We start from the raw sequence: 12,837 nt of genomic DNA, 5'->3' as shown, positions 1-12,837 counted from the left end.
GTACGGGGGGGGGGGGGGGGGGGGGGGGGGGGGGGGGGGGGGCGGGGGGGGGGGGGGGGGCCGCGGGGGGCCCCCCCCCCCCCCCCCCCCGGGGGCGCCCCCCCCCCCCCGGGGGGGGCGCCCCCCCCGGCCGATGGGGCGAAAGATGCTTCCGGCAGGGCTACTTGTCGAGCAGCTTCCAGGCGGTGGGCAGCAGGCCCATCGCCAGGGCCGCCTTCAGGGCGTCGCCGATGAGGAACGGCGTGAGGCCGGCCGCGATGGCGGCGGAGGCGGACAGGTCGGCCGAGAAGGCCAGGTAGGGGACGCCGATGGCGTAGATGATCGCCTCGCCGAGGAGCATCGTGCCGGCCATGCGCGGCATCGAGCGGTCGGCGCCGCGGCGGGCCAGGGCGCCGACGGCGGCGGAGGCCAGGAGCATGCCGAGGATGTAGCCGAAGGAGGCGCTGAAGCCGTGGCTGCCGCCTGCGAACCACGGCATGCCCGCGAGGCCGGCCAGCGCGTACAGGGCCAGCGCCGCGACACCGCGGCGGGCGCCGAGCGCGGTGCCGACGAGCAGCGCGGCGAAGGTCTGGCCGGTCACCGGGACCGGGGTGCCCGGCACCGGCACGGCGATCTGGGCGGCGAGACCGGTGAGCGCGGCGCCGCCGGCCACGAGTGCGATGTCCCGGACACGGGAGGCGGGGAGCAGGTCGGCGAGGACCTGTCCGGAGCGGGCGGGGGCGGCGACAGCGGCGGTGCTCATGGGGACTCCGCGAAGGTGGGGGCAGGCTGGGACACGGCGACGCTATCCCAGGGGCCTGGAGCCGATCACCGTCACTGGTCGACAAAGGCCGGATCACCGCCTTGGTGGGCTCTGCACAAAGAGGAGCGGTTACACGGGGTACGGCGTGATGCCGGTCACTGAGGTGAGGACGTGCGGGTCACGAAGGGGGACCGGGGAGGGGCTGTAGGGTTCCCCCAATCCCTCGGCGGTGAAGGGTCCCGTACGCTCTGTGGCGTACCTGTCCGCATACTGGGCGGCCCCTTCGCCTGAGCGGACACGGCCCCCAGACTGTGGGCGATTTTGCCCATCCTCTGCATTGGACGAGCCGCGCCCATGCCCAGCACCACAGTCGAGACGCCGCCGCAGCAGGACGGCGTCTCCCTCTCCCACGGCCTCAAGCAGCGCCATCTGTCGATGATCGCCCTCGGGGGTGTCATCGGCGCCGGACTGTTCGTCGGCTCCGGCGCCGGTATCGCCGCCGCGGGTCCCTCGATCGTCGTCGCCTACGCCCTCTCCGGACTCCTCGTGATGCTGGTGATGCGGATGCTCGGCGAGATGTCCGCCGCGTATCCCTCCTCCGGCTCCTTCTCGGCGCACGCCGAGCGGGCGATCGGGCCCTGGGCCGGGTTCACCGCGGGCTGGTCCTTCTGGGTCCTGCTCTGCACGGCGGTCGGCCTGGAGGGCATCGGTGCCGCGAAGATCGTCACCGGCTGGCTGCCGGGCACGCCGGAGTGGGCGTGGGTGGCGCTGTTCATGGTGGTGTTCTGCGGGGCGAACCTGGCCGCGGTGAAGAACTTCGGTGAGTTCGAGTTCTGGTTCGCCGCCCTGAAGGTCGGTGCGATCAGCCTGTTCCTGGTCCTCGGCGGCCTGGCCATCTTCGGCGTCCTGCCCGGCACGGACGCGCCGGGCACCTCGAACCTGACCGACTTCCTGCCCAACGGCGGCGAGGGCCTGATCATCGGCCTGCTCGCCTCGGTCTTCGCGTACGGCGGCATGGAGACGGTGACCATCGCCGCCGCCGAGTCGGAGAACCCGGTCAAGGGCGTGGCGAGCGCGGTGCGCACCGCGATGTGGCGCATCGCCCTCTTCTACATCGGCTCGATGGCGGTCATCGTGACGCTGGTCCCCTGGGACTCGGCGGCGGTCGTGGAGAAGGGCCCGTACGTCGCGGCCCTCGACGAGCTGGGCATCCCGGGCGCCGGTCAGCTGATGAACGTGGTGGTGCTGGTGGCGCTGCTGTCGGCGATGAACGCCAACATCTACGGCTCCTCGCGCATCGCGTACTCCCTGGTCCAGCGTGGGCAGGGCCCGAAGGCGCTCGGCCGGGTGAGCTCCGGTGTGCCGCGCGTCGCCGTCCTCGCCTCCTCGGTGTTCGGCTTCGTGTGCGTGCTGCTCAGCTACTGGCGGCCGGACGATGTGTTCCCGTGGCTGCTGAACATGATCGGCGCGGTGATCCTGGTGGTGTGGATCTTCATCGCCGTCTCCCAGCTCCGGCTCCGGGCCCGCCTGGAGCGCGAGGAGCCCGAGAAGCTGACGGTGCGCATGTGGGCGTTCCCGGTGCTGACCTGGGTCGCGCTGGCCGGCATGGTGGCGATCTTCGTGCTGATGGCGCGGGAGCCGGACACCCGCGTGCAGCTGTACTCGACCGGTGCGATGACCCTGTTCCTGGCGGGCGTGGGGTACGCGTGGCAGCGGGCCCGGGCGGCCAAGGGCTGATCAGATCTCCGCTCCGGCTGCCCATGCGGCGAGCCGGTCGCGGTCGTAGACGACGAACGGGTGCTCGGGTCCGAGCGCCCGTTCTCGTTTTCGGCCGCCTGCGGGCCATCCGCCTCCCCCACTTCCGCGCTTACTGCTGCTAGCCTGCACTTGCAAGCTACTTGCAATAAGAGGTCGGAGGGGACTTCACCCATGCCCGTCTACACGCTTCCTGAACTGCCGTACGACTACTCCGCGCTCGCTCCCGTGATCAGCCCAGAGATCATCGAGCTGCACCACGACAAGCACCACGCGGCGTATGTGAAGGGGGCCAACGACACGCTGGAGCAGCTCGCCGAGGCGCGGGACAAGGAGCAGTGGGGGACGATCAACGGGCTGGAGAAGAACCTGGCCTTCCATCTGTCCGGGCACATCCTGCACTCGATCTACTGGCAGAACATGACCAGCGAGGGCGGCGGCGAGCCACTCGCGGTGGACGGCGTGGGCGACCTCGCGGACGCCATCACCGAGTCGTTCGGCTCCTTCGCGGGCTTCAAGGCCCAGCTGACCAAGGCCGCCGCCACCACGCAGGGTTCGGGCTGGGGCGTCCTCGCCTACGAACCGCTGAGCGGGCGGCTGGTCGTGGAGCAGGTCTACGACCACCAGGGCAACGTCGGCCAGGGCTCGGTGCCGATCCTCGTCTTCGACGCCTGGGAGCACGCCTTCTACCTGCAGTACAAGAACCAGAAGGTGGACTTCATCGAGGCCATGTGGCAGGTCGTCAACTGGCAGGACGTGGCCCGGCGTCACACGGCCGCCACGTCCCGCGCGGACGTACTGCTGCTGGGGTCCTGACGCCCCTCGGTCGTCCCGCCTCGTGATCGTCTTCTCACCCTTCACGCAGGCGGGCGGAATGACGGAAGCCCCCGCGAGGACGTGACTCGCGGGGGCTTCCCGTGCGCGGCGCGGCGGGCTTACAGGTTGCTGAAGTCCGGGCCCTTGGTGCGGGTGCGCTTGATCTCGTAGAAGCCGGGCACCGAGGCCACCGCGAGGGTGCCGTCCCACAGGCGGGCGGCCTCCTCGCCCTTGGGAGCCGGGGTGACGACCGGGCCGAAGAAGGCGATCTGCTCGCCGTCGTCACCGGGCAGCGCGATCACCGGAGTGCCGACCTCCTGGCCGACCTTGTCGATGCCCTCCTTGTGGGAGGCGCGCAGCTCGGCGTCGAACTCGAAGTCCTTCTGGTCGAAGTAGTCGATCAGGTCGGCCGGCAGACCGACATCGGCGAGGGCGCCGGCGACAGCCTCCCGGGTCGGGCCCTCGCCGTCGTTGTGGATACGGGTGCCGAGCGCCGTGTACAGCGGGCCGAGGATCTCGGAGCCGTGCTTCTGCCAGGCCGCGGTCACCACCCGGATCGGCTGCCACGCCTTGGTCTCCAGCAGGTCGCGGTACTCCTCGGGCAGTTCGTCCAGCTTCGGCTCGTTCAGCACGGCCAGGCTCATGATGTGCCAGCGGACCTCGATGTCGCGGACCTTCTCCACTTCCAGCACCCAGCGGGAGGTCATCCAGGCCCAGGGGCACAGCGGATCGAACCAGAAGTCGACAGGGGTCTTCGCGGTCTCGGACATGGCTCTCCTAGGGAAGCGGTCTTTGACAGCCGCAACACCGGCCCCCGCCTCCCCCATTCCCGGCTGCCACCGCCCGAGCGCCCATGGCAGGATCGGGCCTGTCCGCATACTGAACACGCCGTGAGGAGCGCCACCCGTGCCCGGTGAGAACCTGACCCGCGACGAGGCCCGGGAACGGGCCGCACTGCTGTCCGTCGACGGGTACGACGTGTCCCTCGACCTGCGTTCCGCGGTCGGCGACGAGCCGGCGGACGGGCCGCGCACCTTCCGCTCGGTCACCACCGTCCGCTTCCGCTGCGCCGAGCCGGGCGCCACCACGTTCGCCGACCTGATCGCGCCGGGCGTCACCGCCCTGTCGCTCAACGGCCGGGACCTCGACCCGAGCGAGGTCTTCGACGGCTCCCGGATCACCTTGGAGGACCTCGCCGCCGACAACGAGCTGATCGTCGACGCGCAGTGCGCCTACTCCCGTACCGGCGAGGGCCTGCACCGCTTCGTCGACCCCGAGGACGGCGAGGTGTACCTGTACACCCAGTACGAGCCGGCCGACTCCCGCCGCGTCCACGCCTGCTTCGAACAGCCCGACCTCAAGGCGCCGTTCCGCTTCGAGGTGCGGGCGCCCGAGGGGTGGACGGTGTGGAGCAACGGCGTGGGCAAGCAGACCGACGGGGTGTGGCGGTTCGCGGAGACCAAGCCGATCTCGACGTACATCACCTGCGTGGTGGCGGGCCCGTACCACTATGTGACGGACTCCTACACCCGCACCTTCGACGACGGTACGACGCTGCGGATCCCGCTCGGCGCGATGTGCCGCAAGGGTCTCGCGCCGCACTTCGACGCCGACGACGTGTTCCTGGTGACCAAGCAGGGCCTGGATTTCTTCCACGACCACTTCGACTACCCGTACCCGTTCGGGAAGTACGACCAGGCCTTCGTGCCCGAGTACAACCTCGGCGCGATGGAGAACCCGGGGCTCGTCACCTTCCGCGAGGAGTACATCTTCCGCGGCAAGGTGACCCAGGCGTCCTACGAGAGCCGGGCCAACGTCATCCTGCACGAGATGGCGCACATGTGGTTCGGCGACCTGGTCACCATGGAGTGGTGGGACGACCTGTGGCTGAAGGAGTCCTTCGCCGACTTCATGGGCTCCTTCGCGACGGTGGGCGCGACCCGCTTCACCGACGGCTGGATCACCTTCGCCAACCGCCGCAAGGCCTGGGCGTACCGCGCCGACCAGCTGCCCTCCACGCACCCGGTCACCGCGGACATCCGCGACCTGCAGGACGCCAAGCTCAACTTCGACGGGATCACCTACGCCAAGGGCGCTTCCGTGCTGAAGCAACTCGTGGCGTACGTCGGCCAGGACGCGTTCCTGGAGGGCGCCCGCCGCTACTTCAAGCGGCACGCCTACGGCAACACCCGGCTCGGCGACCTGCTGTCGGTGCTCGGCGAGACCAGCGGCCGGGACATGGGCGCCTGGGCGCGGTCCTGGCTGCAGACGGCCGGGGTCAACTCCCTCACCCCGCAGGTGCTGCTGGACCCGGACGGCCGGGTCGCGGAGCTGGCGGTGGTGCAGGAGGCGCCCGAGTCCCACCCCGAGCTGCGGCCGCACCGGGTCGCGGTGGGCCTGTACCGCCGTACCGACGGGGTGCTGGGGCGGTACGCGCGGGCGGAGGTGGACGTCGAAGGACCGCGGACGGTCGTGGCGGAACTGGCCGGGGCCGAGGCGCCGGAGCTGGTGCTGGTCAACGACGACGACCTGACGTACTGCAAGACGCGGTTCGACGAGACCTCGCTGGCGGCGCTTCGCCAGGGCCTGGGCGACATGACCGATCCGCTGGCCCGCGCCCTGTGCTGGTCGGCGCTGTGGAACATGACGCGGGACGCGCTGCTGCCCGCCCGGGAGTTCATCGACCTGGTGCTGCGGTTCGCGGCACGGGAGTCCGACATCGGCGTGCTCCAGATGCTGCACGCGTGGGCGGAGTCGGCGGCGGTGCACTACACGGCCCCCGGCCACCGCGAGCGGACGGACCAGCGGCTCACCGAGAGCGCGGCGCTTCACCTGTCCACCGCCGAGCCGGGCAGCGAGCACCAGCTGGCGTGGGCGCGGTTCTTCGCCCGGGTGGCGAACGCGGCGCCCGCCTTCGAGATGCTGACCGGGCTGCTGGACGGCACGGTGACCCTGCCCGGCCTGGACGTCGACCAGGAGCTGCGCTGGGCGTTCCTGGACGCGCTCGCCGCCCATGACGTCGTCGGCGACGAGGAGCTGGCCGCCGAACTCGCCCGGGACGACACCGCGTCCGGCAAGCGCCACCACGTGCGCTGCCTCGCCGCGCGTCCGCAGGCGTCCGTCAAGGCGCAGGCGTGGGCGCAGGTGGTGGAGTCGGACCAGCTGTCCAACGCGCTGGTGGAGGCGACCCTCGCGGGCTTCGCCCGGCCCTCGCAGCGGGAGCTGACGGCGCCGTACACCGAGAAGTACTTCGCGGCGATCGAGCGGGTGTGGGAGGAGCGGTCCATCCAGATCGGCATGATCGTCGTGCAGGGGCTGTTCCCGTCGCTGCAGGAGTCGCGGGAGACGCTGGACGCGGCGGACGCCTGGCTCCAGGCGCATCCGGAGGCCGCTCCCGCGCTGCGGCGGCTGGTGCTGGAGGCGCGGGACGATCTGGCGCGGGCGCTGCGCGGTCAGGCGTGCGACGCGGCGGCCGACGCCTGACCTTTGGCCACTGCTTAGTGCGTCCGTGACCGTTACGAAATTCGGGCAAACGGAGCCGTAACCCCTGGTCCCACCCGAACGGACCAGGGGTTTTCCGTGCCTTCTCGGCAGCCGAACACCCGTCCTTTAGGACGAGCTTGTCCGGAATTGTCGACGGGCGTGTAACAGGGGTTAAGAGGGGGACCGGACGCGGGCATTCCCCGGTCATGAACCACAACACCCCGCTCTCCCCCCGCCCCCTCCACCAGCTCTCCGACGTCCGGCGGCGCGTGCTGACGGCCGCGCAGCTGCGGGCGCACGGAGTCCCGGCCGCCGAGATCACCGAGCAGTGCCGGGCCGGCGGCCCCTGGCAGCAGGTGCTCCCCGGTGTGTACCTGCTCCACCCCGGTCCCCCGACCAGCGAGGAGCGGCTGCACGCGGTGCTGCTGTACGCGGCGCGGGAGCGGAACGTGCAGGTGCCGCCGCAGCCGGGCGCGCCGGAGCCGCACCGGCCGGTGTACACCGAGTCGATGATCACGGGCCTGGCGGCGCTCACCCTGCACGGTTTCACGGCGACGCCTCCGCTCACCGCCCTGGACACGATCGACGTCCTCGTCCCCCGATTGCGCCGGCTCCGCTCGACGGGCTGCGCCCGCATCGTCCGTACGGCCGCCCTGCCGGCCCCCGAGGAGGTCACGGGCCTGCCCGTGGCGCCGGTTGCCCGCGCCCTGACCGACGCGGTCGCCGGACTCTCGGACGCGGACGCCGTACGCCGGCTGCTGACCGAGGCCGTCCGCGGCGGCCACTGCGAACCGGCGGCGCTGGTGAAGGAGTTGAGCCAGGCGAAGCTGCTGTCCCGGCCGCATGTCGTGGACGCCGTGGACTCCCTGCTCGCCGAGGGCCGGGCCATCGCGGAGGACCGCCTGTACACGATGGTCCGCGAGTACGGCCTGCCCGACCCGGTGTGGAACATCGACCTGCGCCTGCCCGGCGGCCCGCACCTCGGCGGCTTGGACGCGTACTGGCCGGAGCACGCGGTGGCGCTGGAACTGGACACGCGCGCCCCGCGCCAAGGCCATCGGCAAGGCCATCGGCAAGAGGAGGACGCGCTGTGGTCGGAGTACGCCCGCAAGCGCGAGCACCTGGAGCGCCTCGGCATCACGGTCGTGTACGTCACGCCCAAGAAGCTGAGGGACGCCATGGACCAGCAGGCGACCGTGGTCCGCACGGCGCTGATGGCCTCGGCGGACCGTGACCCGGCCGCCTGTGTCGTGGTGCTGCCCCGGTAGTGACGGACCGGAGAGGCATCAGGAGGGGAGAGGAGGGGCCGCCGGGCCGTGCCGGGCGGCCCCTCCTCATGCGCTCCCCCGGTGGTCTACTCGCCGCAGTACTCCGCCTCCAGGACCGCGTCGGCGTCCCCGGACCAGTCACCGTTGAAGTTGAACGACAGGGCGTGCCGGCCGTCGGCCGTGGTCACCGCCTCCGAGGAGGAGCCATGGATGCCGCCGCCGTGGCCCCAGACGGTGACGCCGCAGGACAGTTCGCGTTCGATCAGGCCCAGGCCGTAACCGGCGTTCGGCATGCCCTCGGCCCTGACCGTGGTCTTCATCTCCTTCAGCTGCTCGGGCGGCAGCAGCCGGCCCTTCAGCAGGGCCGTGTAGAAGCGGTTCAGGTCGGCGGAGTCGGAGATCATCTCGCCCGCCGCGTAGGCCAGGGAGGGGTTGAGCTTCGTGACGTCGTACGTCGGGCCCGTCGTCGACTCGGCGAGCTTGGAGTACGCCCGGCTGCTGGGCTGCGGGACGGTGACCCGGGTGCCGGGGACCGAGGTGGCGCGCAGGTCCAGCGGGGCGAGGATGCGGTCGCGGATCTCCTCGCCGTACCCGCGTCCCGTGGCCTTCTCGATGACCATGCCCGCCAGCACGTAGTTGGTGTTGGAGTAGTACCAGTCCGTGCCCGGCTCGAAGTCCGGCTTGTGGGTCATGGCGATCGCGACCAGGTCCTCGGGCGCCTTGGTGTCGTAGCGGTGCCGGAAGAAGCCGTCCTTGAGGACGTACGTCTCCACGAAGGTCTGGTCGTCGGTGTAGCTGAAGATGCCGCTGGTGTGGTTGAGGAGCCGGCGAAGGGTGATCCTGCGGCCGTCGTGGCCGTTGCCCTCCACCAGGCCCGGCAGCCAGGTGTCGACCGTGTCGTCCAGCGACAACCGGCCCTCCGCCTCCAGCTGGAGCAGCACGGTGGCGACGAAGGTCTTGGTGATGCTGCCGACGCGGTAACGGTCGTCCACGGACCGCGCCTTGCCGGTCCGCAGGTTGCCGACGCCGGCCGTGGCCGACCAGGTGCGGCCGTCGGTGCGCGCGCCGGCGGTCACCCCGGGCACCCCGTCCTTGACCGCCGCCTTCATGGCCTCGCGGGTGGCCGAGTGAGTGCCGCCCTCGCCCTGGGCGGCCGCGGGACCCGCCAGGGCGGCCGAGAGCGCCACGGCCGTGGCCGCCACCAGCATCGCCCGTACTCGTGTGGTCATGTCTTCCCCCTTCGTCGCCCGGCGCCTCGGTGCACCGGGCCGGTACGAAGGGCAGACCTGGGACGGTTGGGGATGGTTGAGCGTGAGTGGGCCGGTTGAGTGAGTCTCAGCCGTTTTTCTGCAGCCTTATCTGATCAGCCCTTTTTGAGCACCAGCTCGGTGTTCCGGTCGGCGCCGCCTCCCGCGAGGTCCGTCCGGGCACCGGGGGCGTTGAAGGAGATCTCGCGGTAGAGGGCGGCGAGGCCGGTCTGGGAGAGGTCGGCGAAGTCCGTGCGGTGCGGGGCCGCGGCCTCCACGCAGGTGGTGAACAGGGAGATCGTGCCGTCCTTGTTGTCCGCCAGCTCGATGACCCGGGCGAGCTGCGGGAAGTCGACGTGCGAGGCGGTGGAGATCTCCCAGAAGGAACGCCCGCCGGGTGCCGGGTGCGGGGTGATGGCGTTGCGGTGGATGTGACCGTTGACCCAGGCCAGGACGTTGCTGTGGCCGGCGAGGAGGGCGATGACCTCCTGGCCGTTGTGCCGCCGCTCGTTCGGCCGGGCCGGGTCGCGGCGGGTGTTGTCCATCGTCTTGCTGGTGTGGTGGCTGAAGACGATGGCGTACGAGTCCGCGTTGTCCCGCAGCGTCCGGTCCAGCCAGCGCAGCTGGGCACTGCCGACGGAGCCCTCGTAGTGGCCGCCCGCGTCGGTGGTGTCCAGGCTGATGCCGATGACGTCGTCGGCGATGCGGAAGCTGTAGTACTGGGTGCCCGCGTCGAGGTTCGCCGAGGAGTAGCCGTGCCCGGCCGGGCCGACGCCCTGGAACGCCGGGTCGAGGTGGGCCTTGATGTACTCGGTCGGGGTGTAGGGCGCGCGCCGCTCGTCCGCGGTGACCGAGCGCATGTTCCGGGAGTGCGCCTTGAGCAGCTCGCGGAACTGCACGCCCTCGGGGTCCTTGGCCTTGCGCAGGGCTTCCTGGAGCTTCTTGGCCTCGGCCGCGGGCAGGCTCATCAGCTTCTTCCCGCCGACGGCGAAGTCGGTGAGCCAGGTGTCGCGGTGCGAGGCGTAGCAGCCGAGCGGCATGGCGTCGTGGTTGCCGACCGTGGAGTACCAGGGGATCGACAGGCCGGGGCTGCGCAACTCCCGCATGGCGGCGGCGAGGAAGCCCTCCAGGTACGGGAAGCCGAGCTGCTTGTCGGCGTCGCGGACGGCCGAGTCGGGCTGCCAGTACTGCTTGAGACCGCTGTTGAGGACGCCCTCGTAGTGCCTGGGGTCACCGGAGTTGGGGGTGATCCGGCCGCCGCTCATCACGGTGAGGAACCACTCCAGCTCGGTGCGGGCGTTGTTGTCGGTGTTGTCGCCGGTGGTCATGGCGAACTGGAGCGGGGCGCCGGTGACGGGGGCGCCCCGCAGCGCGTTGACCCGCTCGACCAGCGAGACGGCGCCGTGCACGGTCAGCGCCTCCTGCGGGCGCCAGGCGTGCACGTCGGTGGAGCGCAGGAACTCCAGGCGCATCGGGTGCTGGGCGTCGATGATGTGCAGGTCGGTGAGTTGCACGAACGCGGCGAGCGTCGTACGGCGGTCGGCGCGGCCCGACTTGGGGGCGGCCAGCTCGCCGCGGACCACCCGGGGCCAGCCGCGGCCGCCTGCGAGCCGGCGGTAGCCGGAGGTGCCGCGCGGGGCGGCGACGCTCGCGAGGGTGGTGCCCCGGGTGTAGGGGGCGAGCGGCAGGAAGGGCGCCCGGCGCCCGGAGGCGACCGGCGCCTCCTGGGCGGCGGCGGCCGCGGGGGTGCCGGAGGTGGCGGCCTGGCTGTCGGTGGGCCGCAGGGCGTAGCCGACTCCGGCGGAGAGGGACACCGCCCCGGCGGCGGCGAGGACGGTACGGCGGTGGACGCCCAGCGCGGAGCTGGCGACAGAGCGTATGCGCGACATGGCGCGGTCTCCCCGAGTGCGTGACGCGTCGGCAGTGGTCGCGGGGCGTCGCTGACGCGAACAACCCGCTCTCTCTGGATCGTTGGCACCGGGGATGACCTGCGCGTGAACGAGGCGGCAACGCGCAGCGCCGATCACCGTACGTGGATCTTGGGCTACCCTGCGCGCCCCCGGCCGCTCCTCGGGCGGCCGGAGGACGGTTGCTCTGTGTTCATCTTGGCGGGTATCTGGGGGGTCTCGGGGCCCGCTCAGGGCCGCCCCGGGTTCGCGGGAGAGTACTCCGGCGCGGACCAGCGCAGGGGGACCGCGGCCGGGATCTCCGTCGCCTCGGACAGGGTGAACCGGACCCGTCGTTCGGGAGCGAACTCCGTACGGGCCTCGCCGGTGAGGTGCAGTGCCGTGCCCGTCGTCCAGTCCAGGAAGAGCAGCCCGGCGCGCGGGTCGGCGGCGAGGTTGCCGAGGGACAGGTACATGGAGTTGCCCGGGTAGTCCGGCCAGCTCAGTTCGCGCGGGGAGTCGACGCGTACGAAGCCGGGGTTGCCGCCGCGATGGCTGGCGTCGGCGCCGCCCTCGTGGACGCTGGCCAGGAAGAAGGTGTCGGCGGCGGCGAGGAACCGTGCCTGGGCGTCGGACAGTTCGGTGGCCGTCAGGGGCTCCCCCGGCCTGCGGTCGGGCAGGGTCTCGTAGGTCTCCCTCCGCTGGAGGTACTTCGGGCAGTTGGCGAAGACGCGGTCCGCGTCGACGGCGAGCCCGCCGGGGGTGGGCCGGAGCCGTCCGTTGAGCCGCATCCGGCGCCGGGTGCGCGGGTCGAGGGCGATGGTGCCGACCGGGGCGCCCTCGGTGGCGAGGGCCGCCGCGAGCGGGGAGGCCGCGGAGACCTCGCCCGCGACGGAGATCCGCCGGGGCCCGGTGGCCCGGACGAACCCGGGCGGACCGGCCAGCGGCGCCGCCCACACCCTGCCGGTCGCCGGGTCGGCGGCGCCGGCCACCAGCAGCGGCTGGAGTCCGAGGAAGGCGGCGGCCACCGGCTTGATGCCCTCCCCGATGGACCGGCCCACGTGGTCGGCGAGGTCCCGCACGCCGAGCCGGTCCTGCACGGCGAGCGAGCCGGCGTGGTAGACGCTCATGGCTAGAAGAAGCCGCAGGTCGGCGCGGACCCGTAGGGCGCGGGGGCGCCCTCGGCGCCGCTCGGCACCGAGATCTCCAGCCGGATGCCGTCGGGGTCGTGGAAGAAGATGCCGCCGGACCCGGCGCCCTCGGCGTGGGCCACCACCCCCTCGTGGGCGAACCGCACGCCGTACTCGCGCAGGGCGCTCTCGTAGGCGCGGACCCGCTCGACGGAGTCCGCCTGGAAGGCCAGGTGGTGCAGGCCGGAGCGGCTGTCGTCGTACGGTCCCGCGGCCTGCTGCCAGAGCGCGAGGACGAGCGTCTCGCCGTCCCCCAGCAGCGCGAACCGCCGGTCCTCCTCCTTGCCCTCGGCGAGCGGGGTGAAGCCGAGGACGTCCCGGTAGAAGGCGAGCGAGCGGTCGAGGTCGGTGACGTTCAGGCCGGTGTGGCCGGTGCGCAGTGCCATGGGTTTCCCTCCGCTGTATCTAACCTGTGTAAGTGAGGTTAGTGGTTAGGTTCGGCGAGTGTCA

General features: G+C 71.8%; 10 protein-coding genes. 4 read left to right on the top strand and 6 right to left on the bottom strand.

Features of this window, described 5'->3' with window-relative positions; genetic code table 11:
• Nucleotides 1-160 precede the first annotated feature (160 nt).
• On the bottom strand, nt 161-742 hold the full coding sequence (locus tag ACFYW5_RS07630; protein ID WP_389416024.1) for a biotin transporter BioY: 582 nt from the start codon (nt 740-742) through the stop codon (nt 161-163).
• 354 nt (nt 743-1,096) lie between these two features.
• On the opposite strand from ACFYW5_RS07630, the gene ACFYW5_RS07625 reads away from it, so the two are divergent.
• Complete coding sequence (locus ACFYW5_RS07625) at nt 1,097-2,479, top strand: amino acid permease (protein WP_389416023.1); 1,383 nt, start codon at nt 1,097-1,099, stop codon at nt 2,477-2,479.
• Nucleotides 2,480-2,671: 192 nt separating this feature from the next.
• The gene (locus ACFYW5_RS07620) at nt 2,672-3,313 is read left to right on the top strand and encodes a superoxide dismutase (protein ID WP_389416022.1); all 642 of its coding nucleotides are present in this window, start codon (nt 2,672-2,674) and stop codon (nt 3,311-3,313) included.
• 119 nt (nt 3,314-3,432) lie between these two features.
• On the opposite strand, the gene ACFYW5_RS07615 is transcribed toward ACFYW5_RS07620, so the two are convergent.
• On the bottom strand, nt 3,433-4,083 hold the full coding sequence (locus ACFYW5_RS07615; protein ID WP_389416021.1) for a DsbA family protein: 651 nt from the start codon (nt 4,081-4,083) through the stop codon (nt 3,433-3,435).
• Between the two features lie 136 nt (nt 4,084-4,219).
• On the opposite strand from ACFYW5_RS07615, the gene pepN reads away from it, so the two are divergent.
• Together pepN and ACFYW5_RS07605 are read left to right on the top strand one after the other, a co-directional pair.
• The gene (gene pepN, locus ACFYW5_RS07610) at nt 4,220-6,796 is read left to right on the top strand and encodes an aminopeptidase N (protein WP_389416020.1); all 2,577 of its coding nucleotides are present in this window, start codon (nt 4,220-4,222) and stop codon (nt 6,794-6,796) included.
• Between the two features lie 206 nt (nt 6,797-7,002).
• The gene (locus tag ACFYW5_RS07605) at nt 7,003-8,064 is read left to right on the top strand and encodes a hypothetical protein (protein WP_389416019.1); all 1,062 of its coding nucleotides are present in this window, start codon (nt 7,003-7,005) and stop codon (nt 8,062-8,064) included.
• Between the two features lie 86 nt (nt 8,065-8,150).
• On the opposite strand, the gene ACFYW5_RS07600 is transcribed toward ACFYW5_RS07605, so the two are convergent.
• From ACFYW5_RS07600 to ACFYW5_RS07585, 4 genes are all read right to left on the bottom strand, one after another.
• Nucleotides 8,151-9,293, bottom strand: coding sequence for a serine hydrolase domain-containing protein (locus tag ACFYW5_RS07600; RefSeq protein WP_389416018.1), 1,143 nt, complete (start codon nt 9,291-9,293; stop codon nt 8,151-8,153).
• Nucleotides 9,294-9,427: 134 nt separating this feature from the next.
• Complete coding sequence (locus ACFYW5_RS07595; RefSeq protein ID WP_389416017.1) at nt 9,428-11,200, bottom strand: TIGR03767 family metallophosphoesterase; 1,773 nt, start codon at nt 11,198-11,200, stop codon at nt 9,428-9,430.
• Between the two features lie 248 nt (nt 11,201-11,448).
• On the bottom strand, nt 11,449-12,327 hold the full coding sequence (locus ACFYW5_RS07590; protein ID WP_389416016.1) for a pyridoxamine 5'-phosphate oxidase family protein: 879 nt from the start codon (nt 12,325-12,327) through the stop codon (nt 11,449-11,451).
• Between the two features lie 2 nt (nt 12,328-12,329).
• On the bottom strand, nt 12,330-12,773 hold the full coding sequence (locus ACFYW5_RS07585) for a VOC family protein (protein ID WP_389416015.1): 444 nt from the start codon (nt 12,771-12,773) through the stop codon (nt 12,330-12,332).
• Nucleotides 12,774-12,837 lie beyond the last annotated feature (64 nt).

It is taken from the genome of Streptomyces sp. NPDC002779, from assembly GCF_042888685.1.
Lineage (GTDB): Bacteria > Actinomycetota > Actinomycetes > Streptomycetales > Streptomycetaceae > Streptomyces.
The sequence above is the reverse complement of the archived record's forward strand: the minus strand, read 5'-3'. Positions and strand labels throughout refer to the sequence as shown.